Annotated in this window: 17 protein-coding genes and 1 pseudogene; 9 read left to right on the top strand and 9 right to left on the bottom strand. The window is 69.9% G+C overall.

Annotated features, from left to right (window positions below):
- Window positions 1–7 precede the first annotated feature (7 nt).
- From ABTZ58_RS32995 to ABTZ58_RS32985, 3 genes are read left to right on the top strand one after another with little or no spacing between them, the layout of a single operon-like run.
- On the top strand, window positions 8–1,069 hold the full coding sequence (locus ABTZ58_RS32995) for a UDP-N-acetylglucosamine 2-epimerase (protein WP_351364837.1): 1,062 nt from the start codon (window positions 8–10) through the stop codon (window positions 1,067–1,069).
- Window positions 1,066–2,373 carry a glycosyltransferase family 4 protein gene (locus tag ABTZ58_RS32990; RefSeq protein ID WP_351364834.1) on the top strand — a complete coding sequence of 436 codons (1,308 nt, stop codon included), beginning with the start codon at window positions 1,066–1,068 and terminating at the stop codon, window positions 2,371–2,373. Before ABTZ58_RS32995 ends, ABTZ58_RS32990 begins: the two co-directional genes overlap by 4 nt.
- On the top strand, window positions 2,370–2,987 hold the full coding sequence (locus ABTZ58_RS32985; RefSeq protein WP_351364831.1) for an acetyltransferase: 618 nt from the start codon (window positions 2,370–2,372) through the stop codon (window positions 2,985–2,987). The genes ABTZ58_RS32990 and ABTZ58_RS32985 overlap by 4 nt, the downstream gene beginning before the upstream one ends.
- 238 nt (window positions 2,988–3,225) lie before the next feature.
- Here ABTZ58_RS32985 and ABTZ58_RS32980 read toward each other — a convergent pair whose 3' ends face one another.
- The 5 genes and pseudogenes from ABTZ58_RS32980 to ABTZ58_RS32955 form a co-directional block, all read right to left on the bottom strand.
- A complete protein-coding gene (locus ABTZ58_RS32980) occupies window positions 3,226–4,389 on the bottom strand; it encodes a DegT/DnrJ/EryC1/StrS family aminotransferase (RefSeq protein WP_351364828.1) in 1,164 nt (387 codons plus the stop codon).
- Window positions 4,382–5,110: a sugar transferase gene (locus ABTZ58_RS32975; RefSeq protein ID WP_351364826.1), complete on the bottom strand. Its 729-nt coding sequence runs from the start codon at window positions 5,108–5,110 to the stop codon at window positions 4,382–4,384. Before ABTZ58_RS32975 ends, ABTZ58_RS32980 begins: the two co-directional genes overlap by 8 nt.
- Complete coding sequence (locus tag ABTZ58_RS32970; RefSeq protein ID WP_351364823.1) at window positions 5,107–6,924, bottom strand: SDR family NAD(P)-dependent oxidoreductase; 1,818 nt, start codon at window positions 6,922–6,924, stop codon at window positions 5,107–5,109. Before ABTZ58_RS32970 ends, ABTZ58_RS32975 begins: the two co-directional genes overlap by 4 nt.
- 361 nt (window positions 6,925–7,285) lie before the next feature.
- Window positions 7,286–8,851: a DUF4012 domain-containing protein gene (locus tag ABTZ58_RS32965; RefSeq protein ID WP_351364820.1), complete on the bottom strand. Its 1,566-nt coding sequence runs from the start codon at window positions 8,849–8,851 to the stop codon at window positions 7,286–7,288.
- A 652-nt stretch (window positions 8,852–9,503) separates the two neighbouring features.
- A pseudogene (locus ABTZ58_RS32955) lies at window positions 9,504–9,893 on the bottom strand (transposase); the annotation flags it as partial.
- 490 nt (window positions 9,894–10,383) lie between these two features.
- Here ABTZ58_RS32955 and ABTZ58_RS32950 point away from each other — a divergent pair.
- Together ABTZ58_RS32950 and ABTZ58_RS40295 are read left to right on the top strand one after the other, a co-directional pair.
- On the top strand, window positions 10,384–11,253 hold the full coding sequence (locus tag ABTZ58_RS32950) for a serine hydrolase (RefSeq protein WP_351364817.1): 870 nt from the start codon (window positions 10,384–10,386) through the stop codon (window positions 11,251–11,253).
- A gap of 35 nt (window positions 11,254–11,288) precedes the next feature.
- Window positions 11,289–11,858, top strand: a complete 570-nt coding sequence (locus ABTZ58_RS40295; protein ID WP_502996167.1) for a relaxase domain-containing protein — start codon at window positions 11,289–11,291, stop codon at window positions 11,856–11,858.
- On the opposite strand, the gene ABTZ58_RS32940 is transcribed toward ABTZ58_RS40295, so the two are convergent.
- The 4 genes from ABTZ58_RS32940 to ABTZ58_RS32925 all read right to left on the bottom strand — a co-directional run bounded on the left by ABTZ58_RS32940 (window position 11,812) and on the right by ABTZ58_RS32925 (window position 15,731).
- Window positions 11,812–12,969, bottom strand: a complete 1,158-nt coding sequence (locus tag ABTZ58_RS32940) for an ABC transporter permease (protein ID WP_351364814.1) — start codon at window positions 12,967–12,969, stop codon at window positions 11,812–11,814. The two genes, ABTZ58_RS40295 and ABTZ58_RS32940, sit on opposite strands and share 47 nt — an antisense overlap.
- Before the next feature lie 130 nt (window positions 12,970–13,099).
- Window positions 13,100–13,753 carry an ABC transporter ATP-binding protein gene (locus ABTZ58_RS32935; RefSeq protein WP_351364891.1) on the bottom strand — a complete coding sequence of 218 codons (654 nt, stop codon included), beginning with the start codon at window positions 13,751–13,753 and terminating at the stop codon, window positions 13,100–13,102.
- Window positions 13,754–13,785: 32 nt separating this feature from the next.
- The gene (locus tag ABTZ58_RS32930) at window positions 13,786–15,114 is read right to left on the bottom strand and encodes a hypothetical protein (RefSeq protein WP_351364811.1); all 1,329 of its coding nucleotides are present in this window, start codon (window positions 15,112–15,114) and stop codon (window positions 13,786–13,788) included.
- The gene (locus ABTZ58_RS32925) at window positions 15,111–15,731 is read right to left on the bottom strand and encodes a hypothetical protein (RefSeq protein ID WP_351364808.1); all 621 of its coding nucleotides are present in this window, start codon (window positions 15,729–15,731) and stop codon (window positions 15,111–15,113) included. The genes ABTZ58_RS32930 and ABTZ58_RS32925 overlap by 4 nt, the downstream gene beginning before the upstream one ends.
- A 91-nt stretch (window positions 15,732–15,822) precedes the next feature.
- On the opposite strand from ABTZ58_RS32925, the gene ABTZ58_RS32920 reads away from it, so the two are divergent.
- The 4 genes from ABTZ58_RS32920 to ABTZ58_RS32905 all read left to right on the top strand — a co-directional run bounded on the left by ABTZ58_RS32920 (window position 15,823) and on the right by ABTZ58_RS32905 (window position 20,644).
- Window positions 15,823–16,536 carry a response regulator transcription factor gene (locus tag ABTZ58_RS32920; protein ID WP_351364805.1) on the top strand — a complete coding sequence of 238 codons (714 nt, stop codon included), beginning with the start codon at window positions 15,823–15,825 and terminating at the stop codon, window positions 16,534–16,536.
- Window positions 16,537–16,547: 11 nt separating this feature from the next.
- Window positions 16,548–18,338 (top strand): sensor histidine kinase, encoded by a 1,791-nt coding sequence (locus tag ABTZ58_RS32915; protein ID WP_351364888.1) that lies wholly within the window; start codon window positions 16,548–16,550, stop codon window positions 18,336–18,338.
- A gap of 513 nt (window positions 18,339–18,851) precedes the next feature.
- Entirely contained in the window at window positions 18,852–19,550 is a 699-nt protein-coding gene (locus ABTZ58_RS32910) for an RNA polymerase sigma factor (protein ID WP_351364802.1), read from the top strand.
- The gene (locus tag ABTZ58_RS32905) at window positions 19,547–20,644 is read left to right on the top strand and encodes a CU044_5270 family protein (RefSeq protein WP_351364799.1); all 1,098 of its coding nucleotides are present in this window, start codon (window positions 19,547–19,549) and stop codon (window positions 20,642–20,644) included. The genes ABTZ58_RS32910 and ABTZ58_RS32905 overlap by 4 nt, the downstream gene beginning before the upstream one ends.
- The last annotated feature ends 431 nt before the right edge of the window (window positions 20,645–21,075 follow it).

Below are 21,075 nucleotides of genomic sequence, written 5' to 3'. Positions count from 1 at the left end.
CACGGCGGTGAAGGTGCTCAGCGTGGTCGGCGCACGTCCGCAGATCGTCCAGACGGCGCCGATCGCGTGGCAGCTCACCCGCCGCGGGGACGAGCGCCTGATCGTGCACACCGGTCGGCACAGTGACCACCTGCTGGCGAAGACCTCCTTCACCGAGCTCGGCGTCCCGCCTTCGGACGGGAACCTGCAGGCGGGCTTAGCCAGTCAGGCAGAGCAGACGTCGAGAATGCTCACAGCGCTCGATCCGGTACTCGCGCGGGAGCGCCCGGACTGGCTGCCGACCCACGGCGACACCGACTCCACCCTCGCCGGAACGCTCCCGGCGGCGGCACGAGAACTGCCCATCGCCCACCTGGGGCCGGGCCTGCGGTCCTTTGACCGGACGATGTCCGAGGAACGCAACCGGACCATGGCCGATCATCTGGCTGGCCTGCTGCTCGCTCTGGCCACGGTGGCGACGGCCGATCTGGCCGCCGAGGGCCTGACCGCTCGCTCACCGCTGGCCGGCGATCTGACGGTGGACACGCTCCGGGTGATCAGGGACCAGTGGGCGGGGCCGGGTGAGGAACGGCATTCTCCCTCCCGGACCGGGCATCCCTTCACCACCCCTGACCGGGTATCTAGGGTCCTACCTGTTCGTCACCGTGCATCGGCAGGCCACCACCGACGCTCCGGATCCGCTGGCCGCGATGGTCGCCGCGCTCGCCGCCTGCCCCAAGTCCGCCCGGCCGCCGATACACCCACAGCTCACTGCCGGAGCCGGCAGTTCGACATCGACCTGCCGGGCGGCTCACTGCGGGCGGGCCGACCCACTGGCCGCGTGCAGCACACTGCGCGCCGGGACAGAGGCCGGAGACTCTTCAGGACGGCTGGAACGTCCTGGTGCCCGATCCCCGAGGGCTGCCAGCGGCCGGGCCGCGGCCGGCCGGGCGAGCCGCCAACACCCTTCGGCGACGGTGAAGCCGCCGTCAGGATCAACGACGTACTGGCGTCACGGGCCCACGACGAGCGCACTGCTCAGCACGCCGCCAGGTGCGCAAGGGCGGCTTCGGCGGAGGTGAGGACATGAGGATCTGGATCTTCAACCACTACGCGGCACCACCGGACTGTGCCGCCGGCACCCGGCACTACGAGCTGGGCCGAGTGCTGGCGGCGAAGGGGCACGACGTCACCATCTTCGCCAGCAGCTTCAGCCATTTCAGCAGGCGCGAGGAAAGGCTCGCGCCCGGCGAGAAGGTGGCCACCCGGACGATCGACGGCGTCCGCTTCATCTGGGTCCGCACGCCGCCCTACACCGGCAACGGATACCGCCGCGTGCTGAACATGGCCCACTATGCGGCCCGGGTACTCCTGGCGCAGCGCGGCCTGACCCGGCCGGATGTGATCGTCGGCTCATCAGTGCACCTGGCGGCGGTCCTCGCCGCCTGGCTGGCGGCCCGCAGCCGCCGCGCCCGCTTCGTCTTCGAGGTACGCGATCTGTGGCCGCAGACACTGATCGACATGGGGGCACTGCGCGCGAACGGGCTGCCTGCCCGGCTTCTCCGGCTGGCCGAGTCCTTCTGCTGCCGGCGTGCGTCCGCCGTGATCTGCCTGCTGCCCGGTGCCGCCGACTACCTGGAGGCGCGCGGTCTCCCGGCCGACAAGATTCATTACGTGCCGAACGGGATCGCCGACTTCCCCCGCCCGATGGAACCGGGTGAGCAGGCCGACCCGAACATTGCGGACCCCGGGAACGGGGCCGCCGACCTGATCGAGCAGATCAGGCGCTTTCGCAAGGACGGTTGTCTCACCGCCGGTTACATCGGCTCACACGGACCGGCCAACGGGGTAGCGACCATTGTCGCGGCCGCGGCGGAGGTGGGAGCCCCCGGCCATCCGCGGGTCGCTGTGGTGATGGTCGGCGACGGCCAGGAGAAGGCCGCGTGCCAACGGCTCGCTCACCGGCATGGCTTGGACAATGTGCTGTTCTGGCCGCCGGTGCCCAAGCAGGCCGTGCCAGCCGTGCTGGCCGAGCTGGATGTGACGCTGTTCTGCCTGCGCGATGTCGCGGTCTTCAAGTACGGCCTCAGCAGCAACAAGCTGTTCGACTACTTGGCGTCCGGCAAGCCGGTGCTGTTCGCGAGCAACGCGCCCGGCGGCCCGGTGCGCGAGTCCGGTGGTGGCGTGTGCGTGCCCGCCGAGTCACCGGCGGACATGGCGGGCGCGCTGGCCGAGCTGGCCGCGATGAGTCAGACCGAACGGGATCGGATGGGCGAGCGTGGCCGCCGCTGGGTCTACCAGCATCACGGCATGACCGCGCTGGCAGGCGCATTCCTCGCCGCGGTCTCGGAACCGGCGCGGCCTGGGCATCCGGTGACGGAGGCACGGCTGTGACGCTGCACATCGTGGGCGCGGGCGGCTTCGGCAGGGAGACGCTGGACGCGGTGCGGGCGACAACCGCGGCACCCGACGTTGTTTTCGTGGACGAGCACCCGGCAGCCCCTGTGGTGGACGGCTGTCCGGTGCTGCTGCCCGGGCAGTTGGCTGCCTCTGGCGAGCAGCGGAACGAGTTCGTGGTCGCGATCGCCGACGCCGACGCGCGCCGCCGGTTGGCCCAAGAGTTCGAGGATCGCGGCCTGCGAGCGGCGACAGTGATCGACCCGCGTGCGGCTGTCTCCCCTGGCGCCCGGATCGGGCGTGGCTGTGTTGTGCTGGGTCAGGCGTTCATCTCCACCGGCACCGTCATCGGCGCACACGTCCAGGTCAACTACCAGGCCAGCATCGGTCACGACACGGTGCTCGAGGACTTCGTGACGATCCTGCCGGGGGCCAACATCGCCGGCAACGTGACCATCGGCGCCGGGTCCACGGTGGGCAGTAACGCCGCCGTGCTACAGGGGCGGCGGATCGGGCCGTCCGTCATGGTGGGCGCTGCGGCGCTGGTGACCCGCGATGTCGCCGTCGGCCAGGTGGTCGTCGGTGTGCCCGCCAGGGCCCGGGAGCCCTGACCGCCCGGCTCGGTCACGGGATCCCGAGCACCCGGCGTCGGCGCGCCTCCCACGCAGAAGTCCACGTCCAGCGCGAGCAACCGTGCAGGTCCGGCAGCACGGGCAGGCTGGGCACCGCCGTGCTGCCGGTCAGGTCATCGTGGGCCGTGACCCGGCACACCGGGCGGTGCGGCCAAGAAGCTGGGCGCGGTTCCGACCCATCGCGCCCAAGTGGGGCACGGCCGCTCGTGATGCGCGGTCACCGGGCACCAACCGACAGCGGCTGACCCGTGGCATTCGGCGACGCGGTTGCCCGGCCGACGGCGGTCGTCACCGCGTCGGCGATCTCGGCCACCTCGGCCTCGGTCAGCCGGTGGTGCACCGGCAGCGAGAGCATCGCCTGGGCGACGGCCTCGGTCATCGGCAGTGCCGCAGCGTCCCCGGTGCCGCCGTCCCGCCGGGCGAAGATCGGCTGCCGGTGCACCGGCGGGAAGTAGATCCGTGCCTCGATGCCCTGGTCCAGCAGGTCGGCGAGCACTTGGTCGCGGATGCCGGGAAGCAGGCAGGTGTACAGCATCCAGCTTCCCCTGGCATCGGGTACCTGGTGCGGCGTCGTCAGGCCGGGCAACCCTGCCAGCCGCCGGGTCAGTGATTCCGCGATCAGCTGTTTGCGCCCCAGGATGCTGTCCAGCTTGCGCAGTTGCACCCGGCCGATCGCGGCCTGCATCTCGGTCAGTCGCCAGTTGTAGCCGAGGCTCTCATGCTGGTACAGCCCAGTCTGACCATGGTTGCGGAGCAGTTTCAGCCGCTCCGCAACGCCCGGGTCATTGGTCAGCACAATGCCGCCCTCACCGGTGGTGATGTTCTTGGTAGGGGTGAAGCTGAACATGGCCGACCGGCCGAAGGTGCCGACCGGTCGGCCGCGGTACTCGGCGCCGGCCGCCTGCGCGGCGTCCTCCAGCAACGGCACGCCGACCGCGCCGCATACCTGTGCCAGCCCGTCGAGGTCACCGGGCTGCCCGGCGTAGTGGACGGTCATGACCGCCCGCGTGGCCTGGGTGATCCGGGCCGCGACCGATAGGGGGTCGAGGTTGAACGTCCGTGGGTCGATGTCGGCGAACACCGGGGTGGCCCCGACGTGGCACACCGATGTCGCGGTGGCGACGAAGGTCATCGACGGGACGATCACCTCGTCGCCGGGGCCGAGGCCCTCGGCGAGCAACATGGCGTGCAGCGCGGCCGTGCCGGTACAGAACGTCACACCGAACCGCGCCCGATGCCGGTCGGCGAACTCCTGCGCGAAGGCCTCGTTCTCCGCGCCGTTGGTGAGAACACCGCTGCGCAGGACCCTGCGTACCGCATCCTCTTCCTCCTCACCGAGATCGGGACTGGCAAGCCGGATCCGGACGTTGCTGTCAGGCACCTGAGAGAATCCTTTCTGGTTTGCGGGCGATCGGATCGCTGTCGTGGCTGGCGGTGGCTCCGCGCCCGGCCAGGACCGTCCAGATGGTGAGGAACAAGATGGCCAGGTCGAGCCGGAAGCTCTGACGGAGGACGTAACGCAGATCCCACTCGATGCGCTCCGGCCAGCTCAGCCGCTGTCGCCCGTGCACCTGGGCCAGGCCGGTCAGGCCTGGGGTGGCCAGCAGCCGCACCTGCTGACGATGCGTGTACCGGCGTACCTGATAGGGCAAGGTCGGCCGAGGCCCGACCAGGCTCATCTGTCCGCGCAGCACATTGACCAGCTGCGGCAACTCGTCAAGGGACGTGCGGCGCAGCACCCGGCCGACCGCGGTCACCCGGGCGGTATCGGCGTCACCCGGACTCTCCGGGCTGGCCGGAACATTCCGCATCGTGCGCAGCTTCAGCAGGACGAAGAGACGGCCGTCGCGGCCAACCCGCTGCTGCCGGAACAGGACGGGTCTGCCATGCGCGAGCAGGTGCGCCAGCGCGGCGATCGCGCAGAGCAGCGCGGCCGGCACGATGATCAGGCTGACCACGACCAGGTCCAGCAGTCGCTTGCCGCGGTACGGCTTGTGGCGAGGCTCCTGGTTGCCGACCGGGGGACCGTCGGGCACTGCGGTGGGTGCCTCCGGAATCACCGAGACTGCCGTGTACCGGCCCGGCAGAAGTGGGGCGGTCATCTGCTGGCCTCCGCTTTTTCGGGCTGGCCGGGCAGCATGGGACGGTCGGCCGGCTGCTTGGTGTGGGGCGCGGCGGCGAGGCGCGCCAAGGCGGCGCGTACCTCGTCCGGATCGGTGAGGTGACCGATGCCGGTGACCTCACCGACATCGAGTACGGGCACCGGCACCTGTCTGACCAGCGGATGCCTCGGCCGATGGTCCGGCTCCTCCTCGCCCAGCAGATCCTCGGTCAGCTTTTCGCCGGGTCGCAGTCCGGTAAAGACGATCTCGACGTGCCGCGATGCCGCAGTGGCCATACGACGGGCGAGGTCGACGATGCGGACCTGGTCTCCCATGTCAAGGACGAGGACCTCACCGCTCTCCCCGACGGCCACGGCCTGCAGTACCAGTTGGACGGCTTCGGTCGCTGTCATGAAGTAGCGAGCGACCTGCGGGTGTGTCACGGTGACCGGGCCGCCCGCAGCGATCTGCGCGGACATCGAGCCGAGCAGTGAACCCCGGCTGCCCAGGACATTGCCGAACCTGACGGACACCCAGGTCCCGGGGTGTTCACCGGCCATGTGTGCGGTGAGCCGCTCGGTGATCCGCTTGGAGGTGCCCAGGACGCTGACTGGGTCGGCCGCCTTGTCGGTGGAGACGTTCACGAACGACCGCACGCCACAGGCCGCAGCCGCTTGCAGCACGTTCAGCGTGCCGGTCACGTTCGTCTTCAGCGCCTCGGCCGGATACCGCTCGAGCAGCGGGAGATGTTTCACCGCCGCCGTGTGGAACACGATCTCGGGGCGGGTCTGCGCGAAGATCTCGCGGATGCGGGAGGCATCTCTGATATCGGCGAGCACAACCTCGTCGGAATCGAGCAGCGCACGGCCGTGCAGCGCGAGCTGGATCGCGTGCAGAGCTGATTCGTCCCGGTCGAGCAACACCAGCGACGCGGGACCCAGCCGGTGCAACTGGCGGCACAGCTCAGAACCGATCGATCCGCCGGCGCCGGTGACAAGGATGCGGCGTCCGGCGAATTGACCGGCGGCCGACGTCAGGTCCAGCCGGATCGGATCGCGGCCCAGCAACTGAGTGATCCGCGGGTCGCGGACATCGTCGATCCGCGCCGGTCCGGCGACCAGTTCCTCAGCGCGCGGAATCACCTTGGTGATCAGACCGATCGACTCGGCCAGTGTGATCAGCTCGCGGACCACCCGGCCGTCCCGGCACCCGCCGGCGATCGCGATCAGCATGACCGTCGCCCCGGTCTCCGCAGCGACCTCCGCGAGCCGATCCCGCCCGCCGCGCACTCGGATACCGCAGATCCGCAGTCGGCGCTTGCCTGGGTCGTCATCCAGCAGGGCAACCGGGTGGTATTGCGCACCAGGCTGACCGGTCAACCGCTGCACCAGTTGCGTTCCGGCGCTGCCCGCGCCGAACACGATCACCTTGACGGCGGTCGGCGCGGGCCTTCTCGGCCTGCGCCGGATGGCCGCAACTGCGGCCCTCACGGTGATCATGGCAAGCACACCAACCAGGGCGGCGAGGCCGGCCACGCCCGGCACGACGCCCACCACGAGAAGCCCCGCCTGGAAGATGCACTCCACAAGCAGCCCGGTCAGCCCGGCGGAGACCAGCACCGCGCTCAACTCCGCGCCGGTCTGAGCCTGATAGCGCCCGGAGTAGAGCCCGCACACGGCCCCGGCCAGTACCACTGCTGTCGATGTGACAGCACAGACGATCACCAGGTCGTCAGGTTTGACGAGCAGATGGGAAGCGCCGCTGGTGGCCAGGCCGGCAATCAACAGGCCGCAAGTCCAGGCGATCGCGTCCATGGCGGCTTGCACCGCCGGCCGACGGTACCGGGCGGCTACCCCGGACCAGCCACCCGGCAAAGCGCGGCTTTCCTGTGCGGTGTGGAACACCGCAGGATGAACCGCTGTCATCTTGTCGTTGCCCGCGCATTCCCCACGCAAGGTGAACCCCGATCAGCAGGTCTTCATGTGCCGAAGGCCTATTTCGGCAGTTTGCTGACGGTATGTCCACGGACGCCGCCGCATCCTTTCGGGTGGATCAGAATCTTCTTGCGTTCTCGCGGCCGCGATTTTCTGTGAGTACGATTTCGCTGCTCGGGCGGATGAGTCCCGCTGCACCCTTTCGGGCGTGGGTCCCTTGAGGTTCACTCAAGGCACCCGGCTACTTCACGCACGGCTGGACACGCACCTTGGTGGTCTGCTGCCGTGCCAACGGCTGCAAGGGCACCACGGGGGCGCGGTCCGAAGCCGGTTCCAACAGACGAATGTCCACTTCTCGCGTCTGACCGGGCAGGAGTTCCACCTGCGTCCCGAGTACCGGGTGACCGCGCTCCTCGGTCGACGACAACAGAAGTCGCCGCCCGTCCAGGGTCCCACCTGTGAACCGCGCACCGGAACTGGCGTACAACGAAAGCCAGACGCTTGTGGACCCCGGTGGGTGTGAGCGCCGGGGATCGTCGGAGCGGAGAGCGACGAGGGCAGGCAGGCCCGCAGCGGGAGCGGCGTTTGTCAGCCTGATTCGCACCACGCTGGAACGGATGCCGCCCTCACAAGGACCAAGCTCGTAGGTCAGCGACCGGCGCAGATAGTAGTCCATTTTGTTGCCTGCGGAATTGTTGACCACCAGATAGGCGAACGGCCCTGGTCTCTCGGGGACGTCGCCGGCCAGCCCGGCTTTCTCGAGTGCCGACTGGGTGGAGGCCTCTCTGCTCCACACACGTAGTCGGCCGTCGTCGGCGTTCTGCCGCAGTGCGCGGAGGAGGGCTACCGAATCGTGGTGGTTGCCCAGCAAGGCAGTAGCTACTGACTGTGCGACCTGTACGAGGAATCGCTTTCGTTCGAGGTTGCTGTACGATGCGTAAAGGGTGCTTTCGGTGAGCTCTACGGCGTTGCTCGTCGTCAGATGTTTTCCGTCCGGAAGGCGGACCGGCCCCGTGGCTTTGAGGACACGGGCGAGTCCCACGGGATCGGTCGCGATGGCCCCATCGAGACGCTGCCCCGTATGCCGCTGCCACAAGCCCACCCAGATCTGCGCCGCATAGGGAAAATGAGCGGACAGATTGGAATTGGCCAGCCCCTGGGTGCTCTCAGCAGCTCCGTACCGGCGGTCGAACGCCGGCCCGAAGTTGGCCACGGGGGTGGTGGTGCGCGGCAGCGTGTCATCCGACGCGAAGTCGTGCAAAGTGATGCGACCACGGTCGGCGGTCAAGATGCCAAAGGTGCCTACGAGGCCACCGGTGCCCCGGGCCTCGGCATTGTTCTGCAAGGCAAGAAAATAGGAGCGTGGCTCCGAGGCACCCAGAAGAGGCATCAGCAGCCGCGCCGTCGCCTCCGCCTCGGAGACAGAGCCGGAAAGGCGCGCCACTCGGTCGGACAGCCGCTGCCGTGCCGTGTCGAGGCGACCGACCGCCGTCGAGGCGGGCAGGCCATCCAGACTCATCTCGAGTCCGGTCAGCTGACGGTGCACATTCCCCAGCAGGTCCGTGACAGCCGAAAGCCGGCGGAGGTCGACGCGACCCTGGTGCACCATCTGGCCGGACGCGAGCATCTGATGCAGTCGCACCGCCTCCGGCAGTACCCCGGTGGCCATCTCGTCGGCGGCGACACTCAGTCCCCGGGCGGAACGGAGCGGTGGGCCCATCAGTGGGAGGTTCTCGGCTGCGCTCCACACCGGCGTGCCGGCCGCGTTCCGGGCGGCCGCTGTGTGTTTCCGGATGTCGCCCAGCATCTCGGCCGAGGGTTGGCGATGACGGGCCATCTCCGCTTGCAGACGTCCCGTGGCCACCTGAGCCGCAGCGAGATTGCTCTGGACCGCGCGGACCTCCCACACCAGGAAACCGGCCGAAACGGCGGACAGCAGACCTACGGCTCCGGTGACCCAGAGGAAGGCCCGGTGTCGGCGCCGTGACACCAGAGCCGCGAATGCCCTCGCACTCTGCACAGCACCCTTCCGGCTGCGCTTTGGGTCCTTCCCTGCCTTCATTGCCTACCCATGATTCGAAGGGTCCACCGGAACCAAGCATTGGATCAGGTCAGTAATGACAGTCACTAAGACGCGTTGCAAACTTCACCGCGCCAGGCGGCGGGAACTCGGTCCGAACGGCCTAATACCGCAGCTGTAGACCGCGATCTTCATGCCTGAGGAACTTGTCGTTGATAGTGGCTGGCCTGGGATCGGGCCCGGTGGCGACGTCGCCAGTGTGACCAGTCGAGTTGGCGGGCCGGGCTGTGGACGCGTCGGCCGACGAGCGCGATTGAACAGATGCTGAATCTCGTTGCAGGTGAGCGGCGGCAGTCCGTCCGATTGGGGTGCCCAGCGTGTTCGTCGGCATGGACGAGGGCGAGGAAGGCGTGGGACGAACAGCGCGGGATGACTCAGCAGTACCAGGACGTCCAGTCGACGGGTGAGGGTCCGACGCGGTCCCCCCTTGAGCGCCCGTAGGTGCGACCCGTCCACGACACAGTCATCCAGGTCCAGCAGGTCCGCCCGCCTCAGCTCGGCCGGGAGGGCGGCGTGCAGGCGGGGCCAGACGCCAGCTCGGTTCAGTTCCGCAGTCGGCGCCACGCCGTCATCCCGGAGCAGCCCACGGACTCGGTCGCAACATCGCGCCAGGCCACGCCCGTTCGAAGTACATACGGGATGCCCCGGAGCGCTGCCCGGTCCGACATCCGACACACGCAGCTTCCCGGGGTTGGCGCCGCTCGGGAGCAGGCGGCAACAGCGGAGCCACGCGCTCCCACAGGTCGTCCAGAACAAGATCAGCACGCACAGAGGCACTTGTCGGCAAAGATCACCAGGCGCGAGAGCTCGGGCCCAACTCATGCCGATGTTCCCGTCAGCACCCCACAGCGTCGGTCGCAAATCAAGAGAAACGCCTCACTCAGGGAGAAACGACCTCTAGCGATCGTTCCGGTCGGGTAACGGCTGAGGATGGAAGTAAAGCGGCCTGGGGCGCACTCGCCTCACGGCGGTACGTCCAGTTCATGGAGAAACGCTGCACCTATCCGAGTGATCTGTCCGACGCCCGCTGGGAGCGGGTCGAGGTCTTGGGAATGGCATACCTGTCGTGGTGCCAGTCACCGCCATCACGGCCGTTCTGTTCGAATGCACTGGCCTGTCGTCATCTCCCTACACAGAAATACCGAGGCCTGCCCGCAATGCCCGATGAACAGCTCAGTGGGACGTACGATGCACCCGGAGGACCCCATTGCGCCGGCCTCCGCCCGCACGCCCTGATGGCCTGTGCCGCCACTGCGGTCGTGGCGTCGCTCACTGCCTGCTCCTCCACGGGCGCGCTCGACGAGGTGCAGGCACCATCCATGAGGGGGAATAGGTCGGCCGCCGTATTGGCGGCGCCACCGCCGCAGGACTTCGGCACGACTCTCGCGCGGGTGCTCAAGCCGGTGCTGCGGGACGGTCACACGCGGCTGGCGGTGGCCGTGCTCGACCTGGACGGCGCTGACCGGGAGATCGCGTCCTACCGGGGCCACGCGACGTTCAACACGGCGAGCATCAGCAAGGTGAACATCCTCGCGGCGCTCCTTCTTCAGGCGCAGGACGCGGGCCGCGAGCTGACGACCGAGGAGCACCAAGCCGCCGAGGCGATGATCAAGATTAGTGACAACAAGGCGGCGGGCCTCCTTTGGCGGGCGATCGGCAAGGGTGAAGGTCTCAAAGCGGTGAACGAGCGGCTGGGGCTTTCCTCGACACGGGGCGGCCCCGGTGTCCACTGGGGACTCACCCGGACCACGGCAACGGATCAGATCCGCTTGTTGCGTTCGGTGTTCGCCCGTGGGCCGGCGGACCCCGCCCGCCTGCGGGAAGGGCTGAACCCGGCGTCCCGTGCCTACATCCAGGAGCTGATGGGCGACATCGCGGAGGGTCAGGACTGGGGGGTCTCGGCAGCATCCTCCCAATGGGCTCTCAAGAACGGCTGGCTGCAGCGGACCACAACCGGGCTGTGGGTAATCAACAGCATCGGCCAGGTCAAGGTGCATGGGCACCGGTACCTGGTCTCGGTCCTCAGCAGCGGCAACGCGTCGATGGAGGACGGTGTCTCGCTGGTTGAACGGGCGGTGAGAGCGGCGATCGGCGCGGCCAGCGCCCATGCCCGTCCGTGGCCGAAGTGAGCCGTCCGCCGCGAGCGCTCTACACCCTGTACTTCATGGAGGAGGTGTCCGCCCGGATCGGGTGGGCGTGGGAGCCGCGCGAGGTGACGCCCGGTCGCCGGCCCGTCATGGACATCGCGGGCATCGACCGGCGGCTCATCCGCTGGCAGTCGACCGGCCGCCAGCAGATCGAGGACGCGCTGCCCGTCCTGACGGCCAAGTATGAGGAACGGCAGGGACACGCGCCGGGGGAGCGGGCCGCCTACGGGCTGGCCTGCCAGGCCGCCGACCGGAGACCCCGCCGAAGCGCACGCAGCTGCCGGGCGGGCCCGAGGAGTGACGCCCAGGGCACGGTGGAGCGGGTTGTGGCTCCCGTCCAGCAGCTTCGATGTGCCGGACACGAGCAGCTCCGGCCCCGGCAGGCCGCCCTGCACCAGGTGACGCACGGGACATGGCACTGTACGAGCGGTGGACGGACGGGTGGGACGGACAGTCCGCCACGCCGGCCCGAGAGCGCCGCGGGGAGCCCGACGGGCTCCCGCCGCCGCGGGCGGGAGGCGGGCGCACCGGCCGGCCGTCTCACAGGGTGCTCAGCGCCTCGCTCGGGGTCAGCCGGGACGCGGTGATCGAGGGATAGACACCCGCCGCGATCCCCACCAGCACAGCACCCCCGCAGCCGCCCAGCACCGCACCGGGCGGCACCGCGGGCGGCCAGCCCTGGGAGAGGGCGTAGCCCACCACGACGAGGACGCCGAGCAGGCTGCCGGCCGCGCCGCCGAACGCCGACAGTGCCACAGCCTCCACCAGGAACTGGTTGCGGATCTGGCCCCTGCTGGCGCCCAGCGCACGGCGCAGTCCGATCTCCCGGCGGCGCTCCAGCACGGAGATGAACATGGTGTTGGCGACACCGACACCCCCCACGAGCAGGGCCACGGCGGCCAGTCCGAGGAAGAGTGCCGAAGCGTTGTCCTCGGAGGCGCGCTTCGCGGCGAGCGCGTCGGAGGGGCGGCTGACCCGGACGGCCTGCGGGAGCGCCGGGTTGACGGTGGCCGGCAGTACGGCCCGGACGTCCTCCAGGGCCTCCTCCCGGGCGTTGACGTAGATCACCGTGGGATGCCCGTCGAAGCGGAGCCGGTCACGGGCCGTCTCCCAGCCGACCAGCGCCGCCCGGTCCAGTTCGGGGGCGAGCGGAACGGGATCGAGGATGCCGACGACGGTGAACCACGTGCCGTTGACGGTGACCATTGGCGTGCCGAGGCCGGCGCCGAGCCGGGGCACGCCGAGCCGTGAGGCGGCCGTCGAGCCGAGGACGACGGTCGGGAGCCGGTCGGACGCCGGACCGAGGAAACGGCCGTGGCGGAGATCGCCGTGCACCGCCTCGAGCAGGTTGTGCTTGGCGGCGAGGACGGTGATGCCCAGGTAGTCGTCGGCGTCCGCGCGGTCGGAGCGCCGTATGACCGTGTTGGTGTTGGCGACCGCGCTGGCCACGGTCACCGGCCCGATACGGTCCGCCATGTCCACCGACTCCTCGGGCAGCCGGACGGGCGGGTTCTGGTCGGGCAGGGGGACCACTTGCAGCATGTTGGTGCCCAGGGCGGACAGCTCGCGCATCAGCGCCTTGTGCCCGGACGCCGGGATGCCGGTCACCACGATCATGGTGGCGATGCCGAGGGAGATGCCCAGGGCGGAGAGCACGGACCGCAGTCTGCGGGAGCGGACGCCGACGACGGCAAGCATGACCACATCGGCCGGGGTCAGCCGCACCGGCCTGCTGAGCGCAGCGATGCCTCCCGCCTCGGGCCGGGCGTCCCCCCGGGTGCCGCCGGGACGTTCGTCCGCGGTGCGCGTGGGCGTGCGGGTGGGGTCCTCATCGCGGTCCCTCCGTCGCGGTGTCGGCGGCCAGACGGCCGTCGAGGATCTCGACCCGCCGGGGCAGCGATGCGGCGATGTCCCGGTCGTGGGTGATGATCGCGATCGTGGTGCCCTCGCGGTGGAGCGTGTGCAGCAGTTCCAGCACGGCGTTTCCGTTCGCGGTGTCCAGCGCCCCGGTCGGCTCGTCGGCCAGGACCAGAGCGGGTTCGTTGACCAGAGCTCGGGCGATGGCCACCCGCTGCTGCTCGCCCCCCGACAACTGGTGCGGAAGATGGCCGGCGCGCTCCGCGAGGCCCACCCGGTGCAGTGCCTCGACGGCCAGAGCGGGTCGCCTGCGGCGCGGCACCCCGGCGTAGAGCAGACCGGTGGACACGTTGTCCGCGGCGGTCAGGCCGGGGGTGAGGTGGAACTGCTGGAAGACGAACCCGAGCCAGCGGCCCCGCAGAGCTGAGAGGCGGCGGTCGGGCAGACGCGCGATGTCCTGCCCGCCGATCTCCACCGTGCCGCTGGTGGGCCGGTCCAGTGTCCCCATGATGTTCAGCAGCGTGGACTTGCCCGATCCGGACGGGCCCACGATGGCGAGGAGTTCCCCCCGGTGCACGGTCAGGGACACCCCTTCCAGGGCGGTGACCCCGCCCGGGTAGACCATGCCGGCGTCGCGCACGGTGAGTACCGGGACGTTCAAGAGGTCGCCACCACTTTCATGCCCTCCCTGACGCCCGGCCCGCTGATCTCGGCCATGCCCCTGGCCAGCAGACCCGTCCTGACGGCCACGAGGGAGCCGCCGGGACGCTGCAAGCCGTAGCCGCCCTCGGCCAGCGCGAGCAGCGCGCTGACCGGTACGGCGAGGACGTTCTTCCGTACGCGGCCGGTGAATTCCACCTGGACCGTGGAGGAGGACAGACGCCGTACCGTCCCGGCGTCGTCGACCTCGATCGTGACGTCCATGCGGCGTGCCGTGCCGTCGCTCTCGCCGCCCTGCGGAGCGGTGACCACGCTGCTGATCTGGGTGACCTCGCCTTGGGCCGAGGACTGGTCGGGGAGCGTCACCCGTACCCGGGCGCCGGGGGTGATGGCTCCGATGTCGCGGGCGTCCACCGGGACCGTCACCACCTTGCGGGTCGCCGTCACCGAGAGCAGGTTGCCGGTCGCCTCGTCACCGGTCTGGGCCTGTACGGCGCTGACCCGCACCGCGGACGTGGTGACCACCACGTCACCCGGGCCGAGAACGCCGGTCGCGGGGAGGCCGGCGGATGCCTGCCAGCGCTTGACCGCGGCGATCAGCGCGTCCGTGAGCACGGCGTCGCCCTCCTCGACGCGCTGCGACGCGGGGATGGAGGAGCCGGGGCCGGGCGGGGCGCTCTTCGGCGGGTCCGAAGACCGCCGCGCGGCTGCACCGCTCGGGGACGCGGCGTCGGCCGCAGTCCCACTGCCGGACGGTTGCGGCTGCTCGGGCGGGGGCGGCGAGGCGGCGGGCTGCCGGACGACGGTGCCGACCGAGGGCTGGCGTCCGATGTCGTATCCGAGAGCTTCGAGGTTGTCCGCGACTGTCCTGATGTCGGGGCCGACCAGACCGGGGGTGTCCAGACTGCGGAACAGCGGCGTCTCGCCGAAGAAGACCACGGCCGGACGGTCGTCCACCCGGTACAGCGTTCCGCCGCGTTTCACGGTCGCCCCGACGTCCGGCAGCCAGGTGACGAGGCCACCGGCCGTGGCCTTGATCTGCCGGACCGGGCCGTACCCGAGTTCGCCACTGAGCGTCATGGAGGTCGACAGGTCGGTGCGCACCACCGCGACCGTCCGGACCGGGACGTCCGCGCTGCCGGACGCGTGCTGCGTGTCGTCGCCGCCCATGGCCACCACACCGGCCGTCCCGGCGGTGCCGGTCACCGCCAGGGCCACCACCACCCAGGCGATCCGCCGCCGCACCGGACGGCACGGCCGCCGGCCCGCGCGCGGAGGGAGTGCACCGGGGGAGTCCGGGAGGTCCGAGGAGTCCGGAACCGTCACTGGCTGAAGCCCTTCTTCTGGCACTCGTCCTGGATCTTCTGCACGTCAGGCGGCACCACCTTCATGGGCAGGAAGGTGAACCCCCGGCCATCAGGCAGGGCCTTGACCTTCAGTCCGCGCTCGTTCATGCACGTGAGCCACTTGCGGAAGCCCTCGTCCCAGTCGGGGTTCTTCTCGGCGTCGAACTCCGGTGGCGGAAGCGGCGCCTTGGACCGGCAGGCGCCGTACTCGGCCGCGAAGCTGTTGGAGTCCGACATCCTCGTCTTGTCGGGTATCAGGGTGCCCTCCGCCGTGCGTGTCATGGGCACGCCCTCGTCCCGCAGGCACGTGAAGTAGATCTGCTCCAGCCGGTTCTCCTCCTCCGGTGAGGTGTCCAGCCGCAGCTGCGGCCGGCCAGCGTCGGGATCCGAGGGGGACACCGACCGCTTCCCCGCCTCGCGCGGGTTCTGCGCGTCACCCGAGCGCGAAACCGAGGCGACACCGGTTTCCTTCTCGCTGTCGCCGTCCCCGTCACCGCAGCCGGTCAGTCCCAGGAGGGCGACACCTGCCACGGTCAGTGCCAGCGCTCGGGGCCAGCCGGTGTGTTCACGCGGGGAGCGGTCCAAGAGATTCGTCATGCGGCAGATGCTGATCGGAGGATATGAAGATCCCGCCAAGCTGACGCCAGGAAGCGACCAGGCCGCTGGGGCGCGGCCTAGAGTCGCAGCCATGTGCGCGCACGTACTCGTCGTCGAGGACGACGAGAAACAGGCGGAGGTCGTCCGCAGATACCTGGTCCATGAGGGACACACGGTCACCGTGGCCCACGACGGGCACACGGCGATCGAACACGCCCGGGCCCGCCTGCCCCAGCTCCTGGTCCTCGACCTCATGCTGCCCGGGCTCGACGGTTTGCATGTCTGCCGCATGCTGCGCCGCGAGTTCGACCGCCTCCCCGTGCTCATGCTCACGGCGCGGTCCACCGAGGAGGACCTGCTCCTCGGTCTCGACATCGGGGCCGACGACTACATGACCAAGCCCTACAGCCCCCGGGAGCTGATGGCCCGCATCCGCAGTCTGCTGCGCCGTGCCGCACCGGTCGCGCCGGAGAACGACGTCCTGGGCGTCGGTGCGCTGACCGTGGATCCGAAGCGCTACGAGGTGCGGTATGACGGGAAGCCGGTGAGCTGCACCCCGGGCGAGTTCGCGCTGCTGGCGGTGATGGCCGAGCAGCCCGAGCGGGTTTTCACCCGTTCCCAGCTGCTGGCCATGACCCGCGGGTCGGACCGGTACATCAGCGACCGGGTCGTCGACGTGCACATCGCCAACCTGCGCAGGAAGATCGAGCCGGATCCGCAGCACCCGGTCCACCTGGTCACGGTCTTCGGCGTCGGCTACAAACTGTCCTCCGGCACCGGTCACGACGGCGGCCGCCGACCATGACACGTCCCACTGTGCCCTTGCGCCGCAGCCTCCTGGCACGTCTGATCGCCACCTCCGTCCTGGTGGCCGTCTGCTCGATCGCGACCACGGCCTGGCTCGCCGTGCAGAGCACCACCCGGGCCATTCGCCAGGAACACGGCCAGGTCATCGCCGACGACCGGAGGATCCACGACACTCTCACCGCCCACGCGGCCGCCCACCCCGGCTGGGACGGCGTCCAACCCACCCTGCGCAGGCTGGCCCGGGACACGGGCCGCCGCATCGTGCTGACCACCGGCGAGCGCACGCTGATCGCCGCCTCCTCCCGGGAGGACTCCCCGCTGGCGCGGCATGCCTCGGCCGTCATCGACCCCCTGCGCACGGACGCCGGGGCGGACACCGCGGGCAGTTCCGCCACCGACGGCATCGACCCCCGGGCGACCGGACCCTATCTGCTCCCGGCGCACGAGGCCCGGGCGCTGCGCGCCGTCGCGGACGACGCCGTCGCCTGCCTGAACGCCGGCCGCGTCGCGGCCAGCAGGGACGACACCCCCAGCGGCCGCCCTCGCATCAGGCTCGCCGCGCCCAGCCAGGGGGTGTACCTCGGCGAGGCATGCCCCGAGACGGACCGGCTGAACCGGCCCACCGCCACTGAACGCCCGGCCCTGCGCCACCTCAACGTGCTGGTCAACGAGTGTCTGGAACGCCGGGGACTGAGTGGAGGGGCGGAGGTCAGGCCCGACTTCACATGGCTGACCAAGCTGCCGCTCGGCAAGCACGCCGGGACGGTCGAGGAATGCGTCGCCCAGTCCCGGCGCGAGCAGCTCGCCCGGTACGTGGCCCCCATGGCGCTGCTCTTCGTCACCACGCCCGGCGGGGCCGAGGGCCCCCAGTTCGATCTGTCCCGGGACAATGCCCTGCGTGTCACCGGCGTCACCGGCCTGGTCCTGGCGCTCACCGTGACGGTGAGCGCCGTGCTGGCCACACGTCTGGTGCGCCCGCTGCGCGCGCTGACCGACGCGGCGCGCCACAGCGCGCGCTCGCCGGTGCGCGTCCCGGTGACCAGGCACGACGAGACCGGCATCCTCGCGCAGGCCTTCAACGAGATGTCGGAAGGCCGGCTCCGCATGGAGCAGCAGCGCAAGGACATCGTCAGCGACATCGCGCACGAGCTGCGCACGCCCCTGACCAACATCCGCAGCTGGCTGGAGGCCGCAGAGGACGGTCTCGCGCCCGACCCCGACCTGATCTCCTCCGTGCTGGAGGAGGCGATGCTCCTCCAGCACATCATCGACGACCTCCAGGACCTGGCCGCCGCCGACGCCGGGAATCTGCGGCTGAACCTGCGACGGGTGGGGGTCCACGACGTCCTGGAGCAGATCGCAGCGGCGCACCGCGCCCGGGCCGACCGCGACGGGATCAGGCTGACGACCGACACCTGCACCGACACCGGCGAAGGACTGGTGCTGACGGCGGATCCGGTGCGGTTGCGCCAGGCCGTCGGCAACCTCGTCTCGAACGCCCTGCGGCACACACCACCCGGCGGACACGTCGGTCTCCGGGCGCGGCCGGAGGGCGGTGACATCGTGATCGTCGTCACGGACACCGGTACCGGGATCAGCGAGGAGGACCTGCCCAGGGTGTTCGACCGCTTCTGGCGCGCGGAGAGGTCACGCAACCGCCACACCGGCGGCAGCGGTCTCGGCCTGCCCCTGGTCCGTCACCTCGCGCAGGCGCACGGCGGCACGGTGTCGGCCGAGAGCACCCTCGGGGAGGGATCCGCCTTCACGCTCCGCCTGCCTGCCGACGGCGATCCGCGGTGAGGCGACGGAAGCAGACGTGACAGCGGCTCGCCGCCCCGAGGGCGTGCGGGCCGCTGCGATGACGGCGGACAACGGCTGACCGGACAGATCAAGAGCACTCGCTCAGGACGCCAACCCCCTTCTCACCAAGCAGGGGCGCGCGAGCCGCAACTCGCCCGGCACCGCGGGGGGGTCCGGGCCTGGACCGGGCGGTGGCCACAAGGTATTCGGCCGCTCGGCTGGCCGGCCAACCAGGACCGCCGGAACGGGACCGGATGCGCCTACGCAGGCCACACTGAGGTTCGCGATGTCTCACGCTTACCGTGAACGAGTTCGTCAGTACCACCTGGAGTACATGGCGTTGGCCCGCGCGCGGAAGTGCTGCCGGGCGGGGATGGAGGAATGTGTGACCGGCCCCGACGAAGCAGCGTGGGCAGGTTCCGTCGATCGGGATGCCCCGCCGGAGCCAGATGTGACGCAGGCCACGGGAAGCCGGTGCGGGGTGCCGGACAGCTCATTGAGGTGAGTACTCATTTGCGTACCCGGGTACGGGCCGGGGAATCCAGCGCGTTCGCCGAGCTCTTCGACAGCTACGCCCGCGCTGTCTACAACCATGCTTTCCGGTTGACAGCCAACTGGTCGACAGCCGAAGACGTGATGGCCGCGACGTTCATGGAGGCATGGAGGCTGCGCGACAAGGTCGACCCCGAGGGCGGCTCCCTGCGACCCTGGCTGCTGGGTATCGCCACCAACACCGCGCGTAATCAGTACCGGACCAATCGGCGCTACCGGGCGGCGGCCCAGGCCGCCGCGGCGGCCGAGTTGTCCGTGCCTGATCATGCCGACGAGGTGGCCGACCGGCTCGACGACCGGCGCCGACTGGCGGCGGCCCTCACCGCACTCGCCGCACTGCGCAGGCCGGAGCGGGAGGTCATCGCCCTCTGCCTGGGGGAGGGCCTGGACTACGAGGCCGCAGCCGAAGCGCTCGGAATTCCGGTGGGCACCGTCGCGTCCCGGCTTTCGCGGGCCCGAAAGAAGCTGCGCTCGATGACCGTGATCGAATCGACGCCTCCCGGCGCAGAAACGGGCCGCCCGGTGAGCGAGCTGTCACACCGTTCCGCCCAAACCGGCTCCGAAAAAGTGGGCGGAAAACGGGAAGGCGTCCGCCCCGGCCGACAGGTAAGAGGCGATAACGCAAACACCATCCGGCCCGCACAGGAAGGAAACCGATGAACGCGAACACGTCCCGGCACAATTCAGCCGCGTGGGATGAGAGCGCACGACTGCTGTCCGGGACAGCGCGAGACCTGCCGACGGGCCGTCACCAGATCCACAAGGAGCGTCTGATGGCCCAGATCCACGCCGAGCAGCTGGATGAGCGCACCGCGACGGCAGCCCCCGCCAAGAGGCGGCGCTCGCGGCTGCCGCGTCCGGCGATCGCGCTGCCCGCGATGACGGTGGCCCTGGCGGGAATGGTCACCGCCGCGATAGTGACAGACAACGGCAGCGGAGGCAGGGGCAGCGGTGTCGCCACCGGACCGGCCCTGACCACAGAAATCGGCGCCGCGTCGACCAAGGGAGTGCCCCAGTTGCTGGACCGCATCTCGCTGGCGGCGGCCCAAAGGTCCCGCCCGGCCGTCAAACCCGGCCAGTACATCTACATCGAGTCCAAGATCGCCGATACCTTCCTGAAGACGGTCGACGACAAGACCACCCTGGCCAGCCACGAGTTGCACCGCCGACAGGTGTGGAACTCCCCGGACGGCAAGAAGGGCTGGCTCATCGATCCCATGGTCAACGAGAACCCCGAGGGTGAGCCCCTCAGCCTCCCCGACGAGCAGGGCAGCACCACTCAGGCACACCTGAACGATCCGTCATACGACTACCTCACTGCGCTCCCTACCGATCCTGACGAACTGCTGGCCAGGATCTACAAGGAGACCAAGGGCCACGGCAGCTCCCCCGATCAGGAGGCCTTCACCACCATCGGGGATCTGCTCCGCGAGAGCTACCCGCCGGCGGAGCTGTACCCGGCGCTGTTCAAGGCCGCTGCGAAGATCCCAGGTGTGGTGGTCGTCGACGAGGCGGAGGACGCGGTCGGCCGGCACGGCGTCGCGGTGGCCCGGCTGGACGAGACGAGCGGCGCGCGGGAAGAATGGATCTTCGACAAGAAGACCCATGTGTTCCTGGGTGAGCGTTCCGTTCAGGTCAAGCAGTTGAACGGATCGGAAGTTCCGGTCAAGCCCGGCACGGTGAACTTCACCAGTGCCGTCCTCAAGCGGGCCGTCGTCGACGACATCAAGCAGACCCCTGCACAGGGCGGCTGACCGCATCCCCAGGTATCGCTCACCGTGAAGGCCCTGACCCGTCCGGCGGATCAGGGCCTCGCTTCTTCACTCTCCTTCCGGGAGTTTCTCGATTCGCCCGGCCGTCACTGTCTGCCCGTCCAGGGGCGGCGAGGATGTCCTCGATCAGCGGCTCGCCCCGCCTGAGCGCTTTTCGGCAGCAGGAGGATGATCAGTAGCTGACGGCCTGCCCTGCGGGTCTGGCCGGTGCCCCCCAACCGCTCCGGCGACGTCAGGACGGGCAAGTGCTCAACCGAGGCCGCAGGACCCGTTCCAGCGAGGTGGATCAGCGTGGGCAGGCGGTGCAGCCTGATCACGACCCAGATGGCTCCGCCGGCCAGGTCGTCGTCGGGCGAATATCTCCAACTCGGCGATCGTCTCGTCCTCGCCGTCGATCACCGAAAGCGTGTAGG

It is taken from the genome of Streptomyces sp. NPDC094143 (genome assembly GCF_040303825.1).
Classification (GTDB): domain Bacteria; phylum Actinomycetota; class Actinomycetes; order Streptomycetales; family Streptomycetaceae; genus Streptomyces.
The sequence above is the reverse complement of the archived record's forward strand: the minus strand, read 5'-3'. Positions and strand labels throughout refer to the sequence as shown.